Genomic DNA, 20,382 nt, shown 5'->3' with positions numbered 1-20,382 from the left:
CTTTTTCGGAGGAAAGGCAGCGGCTTTTTTACTAATACAGGGATCAGGAATTGCCCTGCGTCGCCTGCTGCTCCAGCTGGCGAATGTGGTTCATTTCCCGGCGAATCAGGATGGTGGTGGTCACAAAAGCCACACCATCCGCAATGGGGCCGGCAAACAGAATGCCGTCAATGCCCATGAACAGGGGCATAATCAGCAGAAGAGGTACCAGGAAGAACACCTGCCGGGTAAGCGACAGAATCACACCCTTGATGGGCTTTCCAATGGCCGCAAAGAAGTTGGAGGAGATCAGCTGCACACCGTTTACCAGCACCATAAACAGGAAGATACGCATGAAACGAACGGCAAACTCAAAATACAATACGTCACCGGTACCGAAAATGGAGATGATCTGCCGCGGGAATACCTGAAACAGCACAAATCCGATGGCGGATACCACCAGATTGCAGCTGATGGCCAGCTTGTAAATACCACGTACCCGGGCATACTGCTTTGCGCCGTAGTTAAAGCCCACAATGGGCTGGGAGCCCTGGGAGATACCGATGATGATGGACAGCAGAATTGCGTTGGTCTTGATCACGATGCCGCAGGCCGCCAGCGGGATGGAGCTGCCGTATTCCGACTGTGCCCCGTAGAAGGTGAGCGAGTTGTTCAGCACAATCTGCACAAAGGTGATGGCCACCTGGTTCAGACTGTTGCTCATACCCAGACTTGCAATCTGGCCCCACTCCCGCAAACGGTAGCCGAAGTGATGGGGCTGCAGATGGATGTGGCGGAAGCACCGGGCGTAATTGAGGGCCATCAGGAAGGAAAGAAGCTGGCCAATCACGGTAGCCCAGGCCGCGCCTGCCACACCCATCCGGAACACAAAGATGAAGATTGGATCCAGAATGGTGTTGGTGATGGCGCCCACCAGCATACAGGTCATGGAATATTTGGGGCTGCCATCCGCCCGGGCCAGATTGCTCATGGCATTGGTCACAATCAACAGCGGCATGCCAAGAGCAGTAATGCGGGTGTAGCTTTCCGCATAGGGCATCACCTCTGTGGTGGCGCCAAAGGCCCGCAGCAGCGGATGCAGAAACAACTGGATAATCACTACATATACGATGCCCAGGGTGAACATCATGGTGATGGCGGTTCCCACTGCCTTTTCCGCGTTTTCCCTGTGCCCGGCTCCCAGCTCCAGCGAGAAACGGGAGGCACTTCCGATACCAATCAGAAGCGCGATGGACAGACAGATGGTGGTGAGCGGATAGGCCACATTGGTGGCTGCATTGCCCAGATAGCCCACACCCTGACCAATAAAGATCTGATCCACAATATTATAAAGCGAGCTCACCAGCATGGCGATCACGCTGGGGATCGCATAACCCCGCAACAGCTTAGGCAGCGGTTCATAGCCCAGAGGATTTGCCCCCTGTTCCGGTTTTTGTGCCATTGCTTTATTCCTCCTTTGCACTGTTCAGCTCTTCCAGCTCCAGCCGGTTCTGCTCCACCGCAGCTTCACCCACCTTTTCCAGCAGACGCATAAACTGGGCGCGCTCCTCCTCGGTGAGCCCGCCGGTGATGCGTCGGTTCCAGTCCTCGCAGATCTGGCGCAGGGGCTGATAGGCCGCCTTCGCCTTTTCGGTGGGATACAGGCAGCAGGTTCGCTTATCCTTCTCGTTGGGCCGCCGCTCCAGATAGCCCATCTTTTCCAGCGCGGCCACCGAGCGGGTGATGTTGCTGGGATTGATGTAAAACAGGCTGTTGAACTGATCCTGGGTGATGCCCGGCACCTCGCAGATACGCAGCACATACATGTGCTGGCTGCTGTTCAGCCCAAAGGGGGCGAGCATCCGGTCCAGATGGATCTTGTTGTACCGGTCGGTGACCGAGATCCATTTAATGAGCTTCATGGCGCTTTTTCGCTCCTTTTATCTGATTTTCTCAAATAATATTATACGTCGAACTGTTTGCGTGCGCAAGAATTTTAGCTGCCCGCCGGAAGATTCCACCGCTTTGCCTGTTTTTCCCCACTGTGTGAGGATATTTTCCGTCGAATTTGCGCACATGGTTTTCACAAAACCCGCTGCTGTGCTGGATTCTGGCGCGCCAATATGATACAATAAAGCCCAGTATCCCCGGCCATCCGGCCGGAAAGTGAGGTCAATCATGCGTCAAAACAACTCCCCCCGCCATAAAAACGGGGGCTTCAGTTCTTCCATCGGCTTTGTGATCGCCTGCGTGGGCTCCGCAGTGGGCCTGGGCAACATCTGGATGTTCCCCTATCGGGTGGGGCAGTACGGCGGCGCCGCCTTTCTGATCCCCTACCTGCTGTTCACCTTCCTGTTCGGCTGGGTGGGTCTTTCCGCTGAGTTCGGCGTGGGCCGTCTGGCCCGCACCGGCACCATCGGCGCATACGAATACTGCTTCGGTTCCCGGGGCAAAAAGACGGTCGGCTCTGTCCTCAGCTGGATTCCCCTGCTGGGTTCGCTGGGCATTGCCATCGGCTACGCGGTTATTCTGGGCTGGGTGCTGCGCAGTCTGGCCGGTTCGGTTACCGGCACTCTACTTACCTGTGACCCGGAAACCTTTTTCCATCAGGCCACCGGCAGCTTCGGCAGCGTGGGCTGGCATGCAGCTATCGTGCTTCTGGTTTCGGTGGTAATGCTGCTGGGCGTGGCCCGGGGTATTGAAAAGGTGAGCAAGGTGCTCATGCCCCTGTTTTTCGTACTCTTCCTTGCACTAGCCATCTGGGTGGCCTTCCTGCCCGGCGCTGCCGAGGGCTACCGCTTTCTGTTTGTTCCCAAGTGGGAGGCCCTGCTGAACGTGGACACCTGGGTCATGGCCATGGGCCAGGCCTTCTTCTCGCTGTCCATCACCGGATCCGGCATGATCGTGTACGGCGCATATCTGGGCAAGGAGGCAGACATTCCCCAAGCCTCGCTGCGCACCGCTTTTTTTGATACCATTGCTGCCCTGCTCAGCGGTCTTGCCATCATGCCCGCAGTGTTTGCTTTCGGGGTGGATGTGACCCGTGGTCCTTCGCTGATGTTCATCGCCCTGCCCACCGTGTTCCAGCGCATGCCGCTGGGCCGTGTGTTTGCCGTGTTCTTCTTCATTTCGGTGGCCTTCGCAGGCATCACCTCGCTGATCAACATGTTCGAAGCGGTGATTGAAAGCTGGCAGAACCGTTTTCAGCTGGATCGCCGCATCGCGGTGGCCCTGTGCGGGGGACTCACCTTCGGCGTAGGCGTTTTTCTGGAAGCCGAACCGGTGGTGGGCAGCTGGCTGGATTTCGTGACCATCGTGATCGTACCCATCGGCGCGGTGCTGGGCGCTATCTCCATCTACTATGTGCTGGGCTGGCCCCGCATCCGACAGGAGCTGGAGACCGGCCGCGGCAAGCCCCTGCCCGAGATCTTCGGCAAGGTGGCCAAGTTTGTATACGTTCCTCTCACCGTGCTGGTGCTGCTGCTGGGCTTTGCATACGGCGGCATCGGCTGATCCAAACACAAGAAGGAGGGATCGCCCGTTATGAAACTGCTCTTCAAACAGCGCCTGTTCTCCTGGCTGGACAGCTACGATATCTACAACGAATATGGCGAGACCGCCTTTACCGTGGAGGGCAAGCTGGCCTGGGGCCACAAACTGGAAGTCCTGGACCCTTCCGGCCGCCATCTGGGCACCGTAAAAGAGGAGGTGCTCACCTTCCTGCCCCGGTTCGCGCTGTATCTGGGTGAGGAGTACATCGGCCAGATCAAAAAGGAACTCACCTTTTTCAAACCCAGATTCACGCTGGACTGCCGGGACTGGCAGGTGAGCGGCGACTGGCTGGAATGGGACTATCAGGTAACCGACGGCCAGGGCCGCACCGTGATGACCGCCAGCAAGGAGCTGTTCCACTGGACCGATACCTATGTAATGGACATTGAGCGGGACGAGGACGCCCTGCTGTGCCTGATGATCGTGCTGGCCATTGATGCGGCCAAGTGCTCCGGAGGAGATTGAACACCATGAAAAACACCTGTTCCTGCCGCAAAAAGGGCTGTGGCGGCTGCCCGCTGCTTGGTTTGCCCTACGCGGAGCAGCTGGCAAAAAAGCAGAAGGATACGGAAAAACTGCTGGGCAAGTTCGGAACCGTCCGGCCCATTCTGGGCATGGAGGATCCCTGGCACTACCGGAACAAGGCGGTGTCCACCTTCTGCACCGGCCCGAGCCGCAGCCTGCAAAGCGGCATCTATGCCCAGGGCACCCACCGGGTGATTCCGGTGGAGGAATGCCTGCTGCACAACCCTGCACTGGACGAGGCCATTGCAGCGGTGCGTGCCGCTGCTGCCGCCTGTCGTTACGAACCCTTCAACGAGGATCGTCGTACCGGCCTGATCCGCCATGTACTGGTGCGCCACAGCCGCGCCACCGGTCAGGTGCTGGTCTGCCTGGTCACCGCTCAGACGGCTCTGCCCGGTTCCAAAGCCTTTGTAACCAAGCTGCGCCAGCTGTGCCCGGCGGTGAGCACCGTGGTGCAGAACATCAACCCCCGCCATTCCAGCGCGGTGCTGGGCAGCGTCGAAAAGCTGCTGTACGGCAAGGGGTACATTGAAGATACCCTGTGTGGGGTAACATTCCGGCTTTCCGCCGCCAGCTTCTATCAGGTAAATCCGGTACAGACCGAGCGGCTATACCAGACGGCCATCGAAGCCGCCGGGTTAAACGGCAGTCAGACCGTGCTGGACGCCTACTGCGGCGTGGGCACCATCGGCCTTTCCTGCGCTGGTAAGGCAAAGTCGGTGCTGGGCGTGGAGCTGAACCGCAGCGCAGTGAACTGCGCCGTTCAGAACGCTAGGGCCAACGGCATTGCCAACGCCCGCTTCCTCTGCGCGGACGCCACCAGCGCCATCCAGCGCATGGCCCAGCAGGGCGAGCGGATGGATGTGGTCATTCTGGACCCGCCCCGTGCAGGCAGTACCCCGGAGTTTTTGCAGGCGGTCTGTCAGCTGGCCCCCGAGCGGGTGGTATACATCTCCTGCAACCCGGAAACGCAGCGCCGGGATCTGGAATACCTGACCGCCCGCGGCTGGAAAGCAACCTTCATCCAGCCTGTGGACCTGTTCCCCCACACAGAGCATTGTGAATCCATCGCTTTGCTGCAATTGCGGTAAATCAATGCACACCAATTTATCCTCATCAGATGCTCCCTTCATTCTCTTTTCTGAAAACTCTATATAAAATGAAACAGGGTGCTGCCATAGATGGCGGCACCCTGTTTTATTATTGTTTTACAGACCAGCCAAAATCACCTGCGTTTTTTTCTCCAAACAAAAACGCCAGCACCCACACAAGCCGTAACAACACCCGCAACTGCCACATATCCCCACGGTATCTTTGCCTGAGGTTTCATTTCTTCAGCGTTCTGCGGTGCGGTAGCAGGTTTTCCACCCAAGACCTGCTCGGTAATATCGTTTACCTCTTGGGACGTACCATCCGTGATCACCTGCACTCGGTTTCCGTTTGCATCGGTAATGATTTCCGCTTTTTCCTCGTTGGGTTCAGATTGTTGGGAAGAAGCTACCGGAGTTTCCCCCTTCAAAGCCTCTTCCACCGTGGCCACTTCAGAAGAACCAGTTGCCCCCTGAAGCAGGTCGTCCTTTTGTTCCCCCTCTTCCATTGCACTGGGAGGAGCTTCCGGCAAGGAGACCGCACTTCCCTCCACGGAAACCTTCGCAACCTCAAGTGTTCCGGCCTGAGAAATCACGTCTCCACCTACCGTTACTGCGCTTGCATCCACCTCCATACACACCAGCGGCGCTCCTTCATCAGCCTCTCTTGCCGCAAGTGTGATTACTGCAAGCTCTTCTCCTCCCTGCAAACCACCTTCTCCTCCCTGGTCATCCAAATACATTAGTATCAGTTCACTGCCCGAAGAGCTGTAAGAGAATTCCGATCGTTCGATTCCTTCGCCAGGTTTCACATCCTGCAATACATAATTTTCCGGAATTTCCAAGGTGAACAACACACCGGCAGTAGGTGTATCTGTTGTTATACAGGATATTACCACATCAAACCCTTCGCCAGTTGCCACTTTTAGAGGGCCTGTTGCAGAAAATTGGGCAGTGGATTCTGCAGCACTTGCGCCTATACCGCACCAGAGTGCCGCCAGCGCAATCACCGCGCATACAAAAACTTTTTTCATAAGCTCCCCTTTCTGCGAAAAGAGGCCCGGCAAACTATTCGCCGGGCCTCCTGCCGTTTTATTCGGCTGCTTTTACACAACTAATCGGTCAGAGCATTAGAAAACGCTTGTCGTCAGACCCAGTATGTATCTGCGCAGGCGAACCATATCCGACAACTGCGGGGCAGAATCATTTTTGCTAGCCGGAGTCGCAGCTTCCAAATATGCGCCTTCCAGAGTTTTCATACCTATCACACCTCTGCGTATGGCAACAAGGTCCGCCATATTGATCAAACCATTACCATCCACATCGCCGTGTACAACCGCTGTGATCTGACCGACTTTACCGTCGCCCAAGCCAATGGTATAACCGGTGGCAATCGTGGCGTTTTCACCAACCCTTTCACCGGACTGGTTCAGCACTGTCAGGGTACCGCCCGTCAGATGAGACAGGACTTCGGCAATCGTTGCTTTTTCAGGCAGACGGCTGAGCATATTATCAACCAGCTGATATGCGTCGTCTCCCAGCATAATCTTCAGGAAACCGGAAATGTCTTCTTTCAGTTCTTCATCGGTCAGAATATAGCTCGAGCAATGATCAATGTCCAGCTGATAGAAGTATACACCATCTTCCACCGTCACCTCAAGCGTTTTGTCCATCTTTTCCAGCTTGCCAGTTTCGGTATTCAGATAGTAAACCTTGAAGCCCTCCAGGCTGTTGCCATGGGTCAAGTAATATTCCATTAGGCTTTCGTTCATACGAACCTTTACGGTAGCCGTTCCGGGCAACGGACCACTGTGGCTGAAGCACATGGCCTGATAGGCGATGCTCTCCATGGTTTCCGAGATGTACTCGCCTGTCACAGGGTCCTTCTCTGTGCTTTCGGTAGACTTTTTCACGATATTGTTGACCATATCGTACTCAAAATCAGTGAAAGTAAATGCCACGCCCAGATTTACACTGGAACCGTCGTAGTCTTCCCGCAGTTCATTATCATCAAAAGTCCAGATGATGTCGGTTTCGCCGCTGGTGCTCTTAACCGTCACTTCCATGGACTTGACCGCGTCAGAATCACGCAGCTCCTCGAACTTGCTGCCGCTCAACTGAAGCGAGCTGTCTGCTGTGTTGGGATCGGAGCTGCCCTGAGCCCCCACAAGGGTCAGCGAGCTGTTTCCGTTCTCATCCACAACATCTTCCAGAGACTCATCGGTCTCTACCCCGTCAAAGTTCTCCGATACATAGTACGGGCTATAGAGTACCGGGCCCTTGACCATTGCTGCCGTCGGCTGCTCTGTTACTGTACCTTCAGCATCGGTGTATTTGACATAGTTGTAGGTAAAGTTTGCAGTTGCGCCGTTGCTGGCGTTATTCACAATCATATACTGCCCTTCATCCAGGTAGAATACGTTGCGATTCATCCGCCCTCTCGACGTTACACAATCATACGCCAGCGAATATTCGCCATCAATCACGCAGCCCGAATCGAATTCCACTGCAACATCATTGTTGATAAAACGGCAGCCATTGAGCGTGGTATACCATTCTTTGTTCAGGAAGCGAATGGCAGTGCCGTTATTTTCAAACGTATCACTCATAATGCTGTAGGAAGAATAGGAACTATTCTGCCGGGGATCCATCGCCACTGCCGTCTGATAACCACTGAAACTGCAGAGTCCAATATTGTGCGCTGCGTAAAGGCCGATTTCCTGTCCACTTCCAACAAAGTGAATTTGAGAAACCGTGACGGGCGAGGCAAGGCATTTCATGGTACCCACCAGATTGACCTGATTGGAATTACCACTGATCGTGCAGGGAACCTCACAGACAAAGTCACCTTCGTAATCGCCAGTTTCCAGGCGGATCATAGTGCCCGGCAGCAGAGTAGCGCTATTCAACACCTGATTCAGCTCCTGGGCATTTTTCACCGTCACCTGATTACCAGCAGGAGCCTCAATCACATTGATCGTGTAAACAGCCTCACAGGTTGCTCCATTCGTCAATGTTGCTGTTGCAAAAATTTTGGCCTCCACATACTGGCTCAGATCAACCTGATACTCGAAGAAGGTCATTCCGTTTTCAAGGCCCTGACGCAGGATCGTCACCGAATCGCTGCCCGACGTGATCTTCATGGATTCAACCAGCTCATTGGTTTCCGAAACATTTTCGCCGCTATCCTTGTAGAACACATAGAGCTTGCCGGTATAGACGCCCTCTCTCTTCTGGTACGTACTTCCAGTCCAGCTATCGTAGGCGCCATCTTCTCCCTTGCTACCGAAACAGATCCGAGAATCATCGGGCAGCTTTCCAGGATTATATTGACTCTGATAGTTGACTACCGTGTACGCCGAGGTTTGTGTTCCATCCGCTCGGGTAACAGTTGCATAGAAGTACACATCATTGTATGCCGTCGAGTGATTCATGGTCAATGTGACCACACCCGGATTGTTGGGATCTGCAGTCCAGGACAGCGAATCGGTCACATTTGCTCCATATTCAACCGTCTTGATATCGGTATCGCTAAGCTGCAGCGTCGTCGAATCTCCAGGTGCCATACGAACCTCAGTAACCACCGATCCATCCTCGGACTCGAAGTTGATTCGGTTGCCCTGAGTTACAATTGTACCATACGACAGCGAAATACTCGTGCTCCGCTCAATTCCATTTTCATCCAGATAGACCATTTCCATCATCGCATAGGCCCCCTGGTCGGAATTGCGTGTCTTCACCGGAACAATCACAATGCTTCCGTCTGCGTATACCTCTTCCACACGATAATAAGTTTCGTCCAGAATCTCTGCGTATTTCAGCGTATAGCCCCGATCTTTCAGGGTCATTCCATCCACCAGCGGATAGACTCGATACTGCTTGCCAACAATCCAAACACTGCTTCCCATCCGAACAAAGGAAGGCGAATCATACATCAGCAGTTCACCATCGATGTTGCACTCGATTGTAATATGTGTTTGAATTTGACTTCCATCCTTCATCGATGCCGTCAGCACAATATTGTCGGTTCCCTTGACGCCATTCCAGGAAACTACAATACCACTTGCTGTTTTTTCTGCCGTACCAAGCGTGAGACCTGAGATCTGCAGATCGGCAACCTCACTGTTATCGACCGGAGTAATCGTCGTTTTGGCCTCTTTGCTCTGCAAAGGAATATAAACTCTGTCCCCGTCTTCGTACTGGTTGTCATCACCATAGATTGCTGCATCCGTCGTCTCCAGCCGGTAGGCAAACCCTGGGACCTCACTGCCAGTCTCTGCAATTTCGATGGTGCTGGTGTGATTAAACTGATATTTCCCGCCATCTACTGTGCCAATGATATTCAGTTTATAGGCACCAGTTTTCGCATCCGGAGCTACTGTCAGCTGAAGCGCACCCTCTTCCGTAACTTCAACGGATATGGGCTCCTTCTCTACCGACATGCCAGATTCTGTGGTTACCTTATACAAAACATCGGGATCGATCTGGTATTCACGGGATACACAAACCCGCTTTGTACCCAGAGCCATTCGCTGGGGAATGTTCAGCGAGAGGTATGCACGGAACAGTTCCGCATAAATCGATACCGACCCCTGCGTTTCCGGGGTCATAACTTCTGTCAGACTGTAACGGAGCTCTCCCCCATTTTCAGTGCGAATGGGCAGATTGCTATCCTTCCAGATGAGCGTCAGGGTACTGGTCTTCACGTCATACTGACATTCCACATACGGAGAAACATCCATACCATTGGATGCCTCGATCTCCAAACCAAGCAGATCAGGCCCAATCACATCACTGAGTTTCTGCTGTGTCTGGTTGTCCAGCACACGATAGCTTTTTTGCAAACCAGGTGTGCCGATGGGTATGTTATAGGTATTCTCTCCTGTGCTCAGGTCAATCAGCCGGAGGTTATAGTACTTGGAAGAAGAATCCGTTCGGTAAGTAATCTGGTCTTCTGCCTTATAAACATCATCCTGATACAGAACCTTGATTCCATATCCATAGTTCTTTGGAGGCGCCTTTTTCACTTCCACACGGAGCATATGATTCTGGATCGATGCATTGAAGTACTGACTTTCCTGCAAAGGCACTTCCAGATTATCTTCCACCGCTACAATCGTGTAGTTGGCATCACTCAGTTTGCTGTCCGGCACCAGTACGCCCCTGCTGTTCTTTGCAATGATCCGGAACTGGGTTTTCTCTTCATTGAAATCGTAGCTGTATCCACCTACCGACTCGCCGCCGTTCAAGTCATAGAACGACAAATTCAAATTCTGCAAGCCCGCACTCCAAGAAGAGCTGAAATAGGTGGTATCTCCCAAATAACCCTGCAGCTGCACATTTCCGGAAACACCCTCCAGATCACGCTTCAGCGTGTAGGTCATGGTCATCTTTTCCAGATCCAAGCGAATCTCGTAGTCCGCCGCAGCAACCATCTTTCCATCCAAATAGAAAGTATTGGTTGTCACTTTCCAGTTTATACCGACTTCAGAAAGGTCCACACTGTTACCATTCTGTTCCGCTTTCAGTGCATAGGTGTACTCTCCCTGCTTGATCGGTAAGGTATCCACCAACGTGCTGCCATCTTTCAAAAGAATCAGCTGTACTGGATTCCAGCCCGTTTCAAAATGGACTCCGCTGTACTCGGAAACCGTAAAATCATTGTTGACCGAACGGATTCCCAGCAGATACTTGTACTCCTGCTCATTTTCATAATCATAGAGCGGGGGCATTTTATCAATAGAAATCCGGATTTTGCCATTGGTCTGCGTCAGAGTGATGTAATCAGCGGCATCAATAAATTCTTCCGAAGGATAGTTGCCGTCTGCCTTATTGCCACGATAAATCACTGCCTCATATTTCAGGCCAAGAGAATCCAGACCTTGATAGTTGCCCAGGCTGGTTGTACCAACTTCCAGCTCATATTCCTCTCCTTCGCGAAGCTCCAGAGAATATGCATGTCCACCATTCTGCCTGAATTCAAGATCAAGTTCAGGTATTCCCACAGAGAACGATGTGCTGAAACGCTCGGTTGCAGATTCGGCATTCACTTTAATGGAAGCGTTTTGCGAACATTCCAGATCCTTCAATACTTCCGCAGTCAACTTTCCGGTAGAAGGCTCCAGCGTTACATTCACATAATCACTGATCTGTTCCCCACTGGCCAGCGTGATTCCGCTTCCGGAAATGGTAACATTCCAAGCGAGCTCAGACTGCATCGGGAAATATTTCCCGCTTTCATCATACACCTCAATCGTTCCAGCCATCTTACTGCCTGCTGTTGTACCCAGGCTTAGCAATCCGCTGTCTGGAACAATCCGAACTGTCCGGTAAGATTGTTGAATTTGACTTTGCACACGGATCTCATAGCCTTCGTATGGCATGGTGATTGCAAGGTTCCAATACCCCGACATATCTTCCGGCAACTGTGCCAGCTTGAGCACAACGCGGTCAGCCGCTTCGTCATAATAAGCAGTGAGCAGATCCGAATAATCCGTGCTCTCACCACCGTTCGACTGGGTAAGCGTTACAATCGGCTCCCCCGTGATGGTGCCCATGTTAGACCAGCCATCCACGTTGCTGGGGGAATTATAACAATATACATTCACCTGAACGCCTTCACTGGAGAGCAGTTGATTCCACTCCGGAGAACCACCTTCCCAATATGCAGTGGGGGCACCAATGCTGCCGCTCATCGCATAGGTGTATGCAAAATCGCCTTCTACTGTCAGGTTGAATGTGCTGTTGGTGGAATAGAGTTTCAGATCTTTCAGTACTGTAACCGTGACCTTGCCGGTATTGCCATCAAACGATGCCGCAAGATAGTCATCTACGGTTTCTTCTGCATCCATCGACAAACCGTAGCACTGCAAAGATGCTCTATAGCCCTCTCCCGGCGTAAACGGAATATCAAACTGATAGTTTTCCTCATTCTGCTGGAACACCTTACCAGTCAGGGTGGAGCCTTGCTTCAAACCCAAACTCAATGCATCCCAGTGAATTTCTGTATACAGTTGTTCTTTTTGCGGATAAGTTCCCAAACGCAGGGTATAACCCTCTTCACAGGGTACCAATACCTCCAGGTACCACTGATCTACGTTTGTCTGCGGCATCTCCGTGCTCTTAACGATTACCTTATCCTGCTGCGCATCGTAGGTTGCCGTAACCGGCTCCACCAACGACTCCCCATTGTTGTTCATCAGTTTTGCAGTAATCTGGTCGGGGATAACCGTTCCCATATTGGACCAGCCGGTAATAGATTGACCCATATCGTTCAAGGTCGGTGTAATCGCACTTCCCTCTTCGCTGAGCAATCCACGCCAGTACAGTGTGGTCTCCGAATTGACGTTTACCTGTTCTCCCGGTTGGAGATTCAGTTCCCATGGTCTTGTGTAGATATTACCGTCCGCATCTGCCGCATAGAACCACAGTCTGGCAGGTGTAGATTCATTCGGAAGAACATACTGGATTCCGGAGGGGAACCGGAACGTAAATTCACCATTTTCATTGGGCTGCTGTGTCACCTGCACGCCGCCCTCGCCGCTCACATACAGCAGGCTTGCTCCGGCTGTATCCAGGGAAATCGTTCCGCTGTAATCCGTATCATATTTTGTGAGCTTCGAAATGTTGGTCTTAATAGTACTGGAAACAAAGCCGTTGGAGGTTTGCATAACCGGAGGCAGTTCATCCGGTTGACCGATGCACACAGCCGCAGGCACCGATACTGTTTGATCCATTCCCTCTTCAGCTGTCGCCCAAACATCCCGATAGGTAATTTCGGCCGGTTCAAACGCATTGTTGGCATGGACAAAGAGCCAATACTCCCCATCGATCACCACCACATTGGTTTTCGTTAAGATGACATGAAACCCGTCCGCTTGTATGAATTCAAAGTTTTCTGCGAGTTTGCTGCCACCAGGATTCTTTGCAACAGGAACTTTGCCGTAATACCATCCCGGCTCCGAAGCCTCATAGAAAATCGCCGTGGTCTCCGGGTCCAATTCACTGTCATCCAAGACAACTGCCGCATTTGGAGCAGTCTCTGCCTCCACCGGTTCAGATGTAGGCTCCGCAGTTGCGACAGGCTCTTCCGGCTCAGCCGTGGGCTCCGCAGTCGCGGCAGGCTCTTCCGGCTCGGCCGTGGGCTCCGCAGTCGCGACAGCTTCCTCCGGCTCGGCCGTGGGCTCCGCAGTTGCGGCAGGCTCTTCCGGCTCGACCGTGGGCTCCGCAGTTGCGACAGACTCCTCCGGCTCGGCCGTGGGCTCCGCAGTTGCGGCAGGCTCCTCCGGCTCGGCCGTGGGCTCCGCAGTTGCGACAGGCTCCTCCGGCTCAACCGTAGGCTCCACAGTCACGGCAGGCTCTTCCGCTTCTCCCGAAACCGCAGCCAATTCATCCTCAGTGAGCTGAACGATTCCAGCGGAATTCTGAGGAACCGATTCAGCCGCGTAGATCATAGGTGCAAATACGTTTGTGAGCATCGCAAACGCTAGCACCAGCGACAAAACATGTTTCATCCTCTGATTTCCTCCTTCAACATTTTTAAAAAAGGGAGAGAAGTTCCCTCTGCATTCCACATCTGGTCTCTTCTCTCCCTTTTATAAAGTACTGTTTCGCTTAATCTTCCCGGCGCCGGATGCCAATTTTCAATACGATCCAGCCAATTGCCGCCGTCATAAAGACACCGGCCATTGCCAACAGATTAAACGAGTCGCCTGTGGACGGCGAGGTTCCCTGTGCCGCAGCCGGAGCCTGTGTACTCTGAGGTTCAGCCCCGCCGTTTGCCGTCTGGCCGCCACTCGGTTCCTGCGAATCAGGCTTTTCCTCCTTCAGATCTTCCAGTTTGGACACTGCGTTTTTATAAGTGGTGTATGCTGTGCCCAATTCCGTCTCAAGCACTTTATTCGTCAAACCATATTCCTTGATCAGCTTATCAAGCAGATTCGTGATTGCCGCAACATCTTTGCTCTGATCCAGCGTGATATCTTTGGGCAGATCGTTGATTTCCTGCTTTGCCTCATCCAGAAGTTTCTTAACCTCCGCATTCCGATCCTGACTCTCCGAGTACTGTGCAAACACAGCCTTCTTCTGATCGCCCGTCATCTGATACTTCTGAGCCGCCGCATCCATCTTCACACGAATCGCATCAAACGCGGATTCGTTGTTGTAGCTCCAATGGTCCAGCGCATCTTCCATATCCTGGTTCAAATCCGCCAATTCCTTCTTCATTGCAGAAATCGCTGCAACAAAAACAGCGTAGTGATCAAGTGCTTCTTTGCCAACGGTATTTTCATCAATGGGACAGCCTCTCGCCTGCAGCGCCACTTTTTCCTGATCGATGGAGGCCAGCAAGGAAATATCGCTGTAAATCACTTCCCCATCCACGGCTTTCATTCTGGCAGCCAGTGCCTCCAGGCGCTCGTCCAGATCCTTCAGACCAGCCTGTGCAGCTTCCACCTTAGCCTTCTCTTCCGCGGTGAAGGTATCGCCCAAAGCCTCCAACTCATTCATCTCGTGAATCAGCTGTTCCAGCTTTACATTGTCGGTGTACAGGATCTCATCTCTTCCGGGCAGGGAATCCAGAGCCTTATGGGCATCGCTGCTGCGCTCTTTCAGCTGTTCCAAAGCTTTCTCCGCATTGGTCAGTACCAGCAGTTCTTCCTGCGTAAACTCCGCTTTCCTTGCTTCCAAAGCTTTCACACGCTCGCGCAAAGCCTCGATGCGCTCCACATCCTCCCGTTTCAAGGTAACGGGTAGCTCTGCGTTCGCGATATCCTGAACCAGCTGCTCCCGTTCAGCCTTCAGTTCGGTCAGACCCTCCTGAGCAGCTGCCAGCGGAGCCAATTCCTTTTCAGTCAGCACATCAGCCCCATATTTTTCCTGCAGGGCCTTCACTGCCTTTGCCGCATTTTCAATGTTTGCTTCATCCGTGAAACAAACATTTTCTTTGTCAGGCAGCGCATTCACCTGATCCCGCACTGCCTGAATTTCAGCCAAAATGCCTTCCAGGGCATCTGCCGCGGCCTGGTACTTCTCGTACCCCTTGATTACGTCGGTGGGCACCTTACGTTCTGCAAGAGCCGAAATAGCATGCTGGATCTGCAAAATCACATTGAGCTGATCGGGAGTAACTTCATCGGGCAAAGCTTCAATATCGCTTTCCACCTGAGCAATTCCGTCCAGAATATCCTGGTAGCCAGCCTGTGCCGCAGCCAGTTTCGCCTGCTCTTCTTCGGTAAAGGTATCCTTGCCTTCCAGGTCCTTCACCATTTTTTGAGCTGCATCAATGGCCGCCTTATCGGTGTAGAGTACCTCGTCCTGCGCAGGCAGTTTTGCCAGAGCCGCGTGCGCTTCCTCACTCTGCTTCAGCAGCTCGGCCATTGCCTTTTCCGCATCCACCAGGTTCTTCAGCTCATCAGCGGTAAAGGTGGTTTCAAGCGCCTCCAGTTCGGTTACTTTATCGCGCAGCGCCTGGATCGCATCCTGATCCTTCTGGGCAGTGGTGATGCTCAGCTGCGCATTGGCGATTTCCTCTACCAGAGCCTTGCGGGCATCATTCAATTCACTCAGTTTGGCCTGTGCTGCCGCCAGAGGAGCAAGGTCCTCGGCCGACAGAACTTTCTCGCCATATTTGGCCTGCAGATTTTTTGCAGCCTTTTCTGCACCATTGATTGCAGCAGCATCTGCAAAATTCACATCCTCCGCTGCAGGCAGCGCCTTGATCTGGTCCCGTACAGCCTGGATCTCAGCCAAAATGCTTTCCAGCGCATCTGCCGCAGCCTGATATTTATCATAGCCCTCAATTTCAGCGACGGGAACCGCACGCTTGGTCAAACGGGCAATCGCCTGCTGCAATTCTGCAATCTGGGATGCCATATCAGGGGTAACTTCATCAGGCAAGGCCGCAATATCGCTTTCCACCTGAGCAATTCCGTCCAGAATATCCTGGTAGCCAGCCTGTGCCGCAGCCAGTTTCGCCTGCTCTTCTTCGGTAAAGGTATCCTTGCCTTCCAGGTCCTTCACCATTTTCTGAGCTGCATCAATGGCCGCCTTATCGGTGTAGAGTACCTCGTCCTGCGCAGGCAGTTTTGCCAGAGCCGCGTGCGCTTCCTCACTCTGCTTCAGCAGCTCGGCCATTGCCTTTTCCGCATCCACCAGATTTTTCAGCTCATCAGCTGTAAAGGTGGTCTCAAGCGCCTCCAGTTCGGTTACTTTATCGCGCAGCGCCTGGATCGCGTCCTGATCCTTCTGGGCAGTGGTGATGTTCAGCTGCGTATTTGCGATTTCCTCTACCAGAGCCTTGCGGGCATCATTCAATTCACTCAGTTTGGCCTGTGCTGCCACCAGAGGAGCAAGATCCTCGGCCGACAGGACTTCCTCGCCATATTTGGCCTGCAGATCTTTTGCAGCCTTTTCTGCACCATTGATTGCGGCAGCATCTGCAAAGTTCACATCCTCCGCTGCGGGCAGCTCCTTGATCTGGTCCCGTACAGCCTGGATCTCAGCCAATGCACCTGCCAGATTCTCCACGGCGGCACTGTATACGGAATAATTTGCAATATCCGAAGTCTCAACGCCCAATTCTTTCAGTTCGTCAATCTTCTGTTGAATCTCATCCAGTTTCGCTGCATCCGAAGGCTTTACATCGGCAGGCAATGCAGCAATCAGATTTTCAACCGCGGTAACCTGCTCATCAATTGCATTCCATTTTCCCAGTGCATCCTGAACCTTCTGCTTCTGTGCAGCCAATTTTGCAGAAGCCGCAGAATCTGTCACTGCTTCGATTGCCTTCTGCGCCGCCTGGATCAGAGAAATGGATTTGTAATCTATGGTTTCCGGAATTTGTTCAACTGCGGCAATCGCCTGATTGAAAGCTGCCGCATCAATGATTACCTGGACGGTTGCGGAATTGCCACGGGCATCGGTCGCGCATAATGTTCCGCCCTCGGTGAGAGACTGTCCACTCCAAGGTTTACCATCCAGCGCCAGTGTAGTCGAGCTGTCATCTGTCACGCTTACCGCTACCGGCTGATAATAAAAAACCGCTTCGCCCGAAGCAGGAGTGCCTTCCAGCTGAATCACAGGCACTATTGTATCAACCAACGCAGAATCCGAAACCAGATTGGCCACCGCGTCCACATACGTCTCCGTATCAAAGTCGCCGAATAGGATATTATCTGCATCCAGTTGCAAACCGATCTCCGTTTCACCCGCTTTAGCCGGGGCAGGGTCAGCAACTTGCAGCTGGCAGGTTGCAACAACTATTTTTTCATCAGTCAACGCCGGGGCCTCCCCGGAAGAAAAAAACAACTGATATTCTCCGGTCGCGGAGTTTTCCATGGGTGCATAGTTTTCGAACGTACTACCAACTGTGTAAATCTGGTCCCTCGCATTTTTTACCCACGAGAACAGTTGCTCATCAAACTTCAATCCAAACTGCATACCGAGCAGTTCTGAACCGCTATCCGGGTTAGACCACCCCGCATTGGCAATCGAGATCGTCACGTCTACGATATCACCCGGGTCAAAATAGCCATCCTCCAGATCCGCTCCGGCGAGGTCCACAACCAAATCGCATTGATATGGCTCCTCCGCAAACGCCGGAAACGGAATGCTCGCCGCCAGCATTGCCGAAGCAAGCACCGATGCTACCAATCGTTTTTTCATAGCGTTCTCCCCATTTTTGTTGACATTTTAGTTCTTTTTTGGTATTGATAATTTTGTACTTTTTGTGTATGTGTTGTGAAAATTATCATGAGGTCATTATACACAGCAAAAAATTTTGTGACAAGATGTGGCAAACAGTGTGGCACAAGGAAGCTTTTATGCCACACTTTTGTCGGGAACGCCCTCTCAATCACACAAAGGAAGGAAAATCCGCCAATGAAAGAGCTGCACGATCGTCTGAAATCGCTGATTCAGGAACATTCTGGATCCATATCTATGGCCGAAATTGCCCGCAAAGCAAACATTGACCGTTCAACTCTTTACAAAATCCTGCGCGGAGAACGCAAACCAACCGCTTCTCAGCTTAGTGCATTGCTGGATGTGCTAAACGTCTCACCAGAACAATATCACTCCATGCTCTTTCTGTTCGACGCTTCGCATTCCAGTCAGAGTGAAAAAGACTGCAATTCTCAGATTTATTCGCTGCTGCGTTCTATTTGTATGGTTCAAAGCAGCATTCTAGCTCCTTACAGCACCCCTCCTTTATTTCATGATTCTGAACAAATCGTTCCCCCTTTTACCATTCAGGGGCTGACCGCTTTAAAAAACTGGCTGCGCAGGATTTTGTACCGCTATGCCACTTCAAACAGTGCGCTCCCTTTGTATCTTTCCCCTACCACAAGCAAGCTTGTGACTGATTGTCTTGTGGAAGTTTTTTCGCTTCCGGAAGCAACCAATCACACCGTAAAACAGCTTTGCCTCTTTGCGAAAAACACAAATGCAGAACTTGATTTTATGCAAAATCTGCGCACTTTATCCAACTCTGTTCCCTTCCTGTTTCTGGAAAAGATGCAGTATCAGGCGCGTTTGTGCAACAGCAGCACCTCCATTCCAACACCCGGTATCCTGATGCCAATTTATTTGCTGTTTCCTGCCGCTGCCCTTTTTATTGATATCTCTGAGCAAAAAGCCATTTATATTCAAGATAGCAACGCAGTGGAATTTCTTCGTCAACAATTCAGTCAGCAATATTTGAATACTCAAAAAGCACTTTTTCTAGATGCACAACCCTGCAGTTGTGAGCAAGCAATGCGCCAAACCAACAGTCTTGCACGAACTGGCGGACCGGCATGCTGGCTCCGCTATGATCCTCCTTTGCTGCGCTGCATCGACAGTAACCTGGCTATGCGCTTAATTCTTCCGGAATCAATTTCTGCTCAGGCCGGTATCCAGTCCCTGCTCGATCGGCTTGAGGATATCATCAACCTTGCACCATCCTGCTATTTCAGTGAGGACGGATTGCTCGACTTTGTCAGCCACGGGAAGCTTGGCGATGTTCCCGATGATCTTTACCACCCTCTAAGTCCCTCCATTCGGCGGCTTCTTCTGGAACGTCTGAAAGAGCTGTGCATCACCTCGCCCACCCCTGTTCGACTGGTTGATTCAAAGCTCCTCCCACTTGCTCCCAACGTTATCATCGATGTATACGAATCCACTGGGATACAGATGTTCCAGAAGCTCGTCCATAAAAATGAGTCCTCTTTCCGCAGCTGCCATATACATGAAGATTCCATTACGAGCGCACTCATTAACTATTTGGTTCATTTTGAAACAAACGGATTTGTACGTTCAAAGCAGTATACCGTTGATTTTATTGACTATTGCATCCGAAAACTCGTTTAATTTGGGTCCACCAGCTCCACAAAAAAGCTCGAATCCATTTGTGCCATGCCAGGCCAAACGGACTCGAGCTTTTCTTTTCAGATATTCTTTTTCAGGTGATGGACAGCCCCATTCCCAACTGCAAGCCCCAGCGGAACGCCAATGCTGTGCTGGTGAAAAACATGGACAGCAATCCGCAGCCAAACAGCAGACCAGTTGCGAACCGGCGGGTATTTGTGCTTTCGTAGGGAGTCAGGGCTTGAACACCGCCGTCCAGTACCATGGGAATCATCAGAACAGCCGCCCAGAGGGCACTTACACGAACCCATGGATAGCACAGCGCTGCGGCCAGAATCCCCACAAGTTCCCCCGTGCAGCGGGCGCAAACCGGAAACCGCCGCCCATGATAATGGAACGATCGGTCATCCCGGCAATGGCAGCCGCAGAACCGGGGCAGCCAGACATAAAGCCAGGAGATCATTGCATCATGGCCAGACCCACACCGGCAGCGACCACGACCACATAGTAGATTACAATGCAGATCACACCAACCAGCGCGCCGATGCCCGCTTTCTTTGCGGTATTGGGCTTCTGATCCTTCCATACCAGGAACAGGATCAGACCAACCAGAGGAATGCAGCAGCCCAGAACAGCCCATCCGATATTGCCGCTGTCCACCACTGCGGGCTTATCCTGCTGCGATACACCGCATGCCGGGCATACTACAGCCTTATCATCGATTTCTTTTCCGCAGTTTTTACAATATGCCATAGCTAATTCCTCCTTTGTGTCCACCGGTCTGAGCCCGCGGATTTTGTTTGAGTAAAGCATACCATGTTTCGTTATAATGTGCAATAATTTTTTCACAATTTAATTATAAAATCAACTATTATGCTTCATTTCCTTACTGTTT

At 52.2% G+C, this 20,382-nt stretch carries 12 protein-coding genes; 4 read left to right on the top strand and 8 right to left on the bottom strand.

Features of this window, described 5'->3' with window-relative positions; genetic code table 11:
* Window positions 1-43: 43 nt before the first annotated feature.
* The 3 genes from ACESYO_RS00605 to ACESYO_RS00595 are packed head-to-tail and all read right to left on the bottom strand — an operon-like array spanning window position 44 to window position 2,159.
* On the bottom strand, window positions 44-1,441 hold the full coding sequence (locus ACESYO_RS00605; protein WP_058966791.1) for an MATE family efflux transporter: 1,398 nt from the start codon (window positions 1,439-1,441) through the stop codon (window positions 44-46).
* A 4-nt stretch (window positions 1,442-1,445) separates the two neighbouring features.
* Entirely contained in the window at window positions 1,446-1,901 is a 456-nt protein-coding gene (locus ACESYO_RS00600; RefSeq protein ID WP_058966792.1) for a MarR family winged helix-turn-helix transcriptional regulator, read from the bottom strand.
* Between the two features lie 18 nt (window positions 1,902-1,919).
* Entirely contained in the window at window positions 1,920-2,159 is a 240-nt protein-coding gene (locus tag ACESYO_RS00595; RefSeq protein ID WP_132587319.1) for a hypothetical protein, read from the bottom strand.
* Between ACESYO_RS00595 and ACESYO_RS00590 the strand changes: the two genes are divergently transcribed.
* The 3 genes from ACESYO_RS00590 to rlmD are packed head-to-tail and all read left to right on the top strand — an operon-like array spanning window position 2,158 to window position 5,147.
* Complete coding sequence (locus ACESYO_RS00590) at window positions 2,158-3,492, top strand: sodium-dependent transporter (protein WP_058966794.1); 1,335 nt, start codon at window positions 2,158-2,160, stop codon at window positions 3,490-3,492. The two genes, ACESYO_RS00595 and ACESYO_RS00590, sit on opposite strands and share 2 nt — an antisense overlap.
* Window positions 3,493-3,522: 30 nt before the next feature.
* Entirely contained in the window at window positions 3,523-3,996 is a 474-nt protein-coding gene (locus ACESYO_RS00585) for an LURP-one-related/scramblase family protein (protein WP_058966795.1), read from the top strand.
* A 5-nt stretch (window positions 3,997-4,001) separates the two neighbouring features.
* Entirely contained in the window at window positions 4,002-5,147 is a 1,146-nt protein-coding gene (gene rlmD / locus ACESYO_RS00580) for a 23S rRNA (uracil(1939)-C(5))-methyltransferase RlmD (RefSeq protein WP_058966797.1), read from the top strand.
* A gap of 134 nt (window positions 5,148-5,281) precedes the next feature.
* On the opposite strand, the gene ACESYO_RS00575 is transcribed toward rlmD, so the two are convergent.
* The 3 genes from ACESYO_RS00575 to ACESYO_RS00565 all read right to left on the bottom strand — a co-directional run bounded on the left by ACESYO_RS00575 (window position 5,282) and on the right by ACESYO_RS00565 (window position 17,807).
* Window positions 5,282-6,178, bottom strand: a complete 897-nt coding sequence (locus tag ACESYO_RS00575) for a hypothetical protein (RefSeq protein ID WP_276869998.1) — start codon at window positions 6,176-6,178, stop codon at window positions 5,282-5,284.
* Window positions 6,179-6,274: 96 nt separating this feature from the next.
* A complete protein-coding gene (locus ACESYO_RS00570) occupies window positions 6,275-13,657 on the bottom strand; it encodes a dockerin type I repeat-containing protein (protein WP_058966801.1) in 7,383 nt (2,460 codons plus the stop codon).
* Between the two features lie 100 nt (window positions 13,658-13,757).
* Window positions 13,758-17,807 carry a coiled-coil domain-containing protein gene (locus ACESYO_RS00565; RefSeq protein ID WP_132587316.1) on the bottom strand — a complete coding sequence of 1,350 codons (4,050 nt, stop codon included), beginning with the start codon at window positions 17,805-17,807 and terminating at the stop codon, window positions 13,758-13,760.
* A gap of 216 nt (window positions 17,808-18,023) precedes the next feature.
* Here ACESYO_RS00565 and ACESYO_RS00560 point away from each other — a divergent pair, with 216 nt between their 5' ends.
* Complete coding sequence (locus ACESYO_RS00560; RefSeq protein ID WP_058966805.1) at window positions 18,024-19,490, top strand: helix-turn-helix domain-containing protein; 1,467 nt, start codon at window positions 18,024-18,026, stop codon at window positions 19,488-19,490.
* Window positions 19,491-19,581: 91 nt separating this feature from the next.
* Here the strand turns inward: ACESYO_RS00560 and ACESYO_RS00555 are convergent, their stop codons facing one another.
* Together ACESYO_RS00555 and ACESYO_RS00550 are read right to left on the bottom strand one after the other, a co-directional pair.
* Entirely contained in the window at window positions 19,582-19,950 is a 369-nt protein-coding gene (locus ACESYO_RS00555) for a DUF2085 domain-containing protein (protein ID WP_058966807.1), read from the bottom strand.
* Entirely contained in the window at window positions 19,947-20,240 is a 294-nt protein-coding gene (locus tag ACESYO_RS00550; RefSeq protein ID WP_058966809.1) for a zinc-ribbon domain-containing protein, read from the bottom strand. The genes ACESYO_RS00555 and ACESYO_RS00550 overlap by 4 nt, the downstream gene beginning before the upstream one ends.
* Window positions 20,241-20,382: the final 142 nt, after the last annotated feature.

It is taken from the genome of Allofournierella massiliensis, from assembly GCF_964241245.1.
Classification (GTDB): domain Bacteria; phylum Bacillota; class Clostridia; order Oscillospirales; family Ruminococcaceae; genus Allofournierella; species Allofournierella massiliensis.
This window is presented reverse-complemented; position numbering and strand designations above follow the sequence as displayed.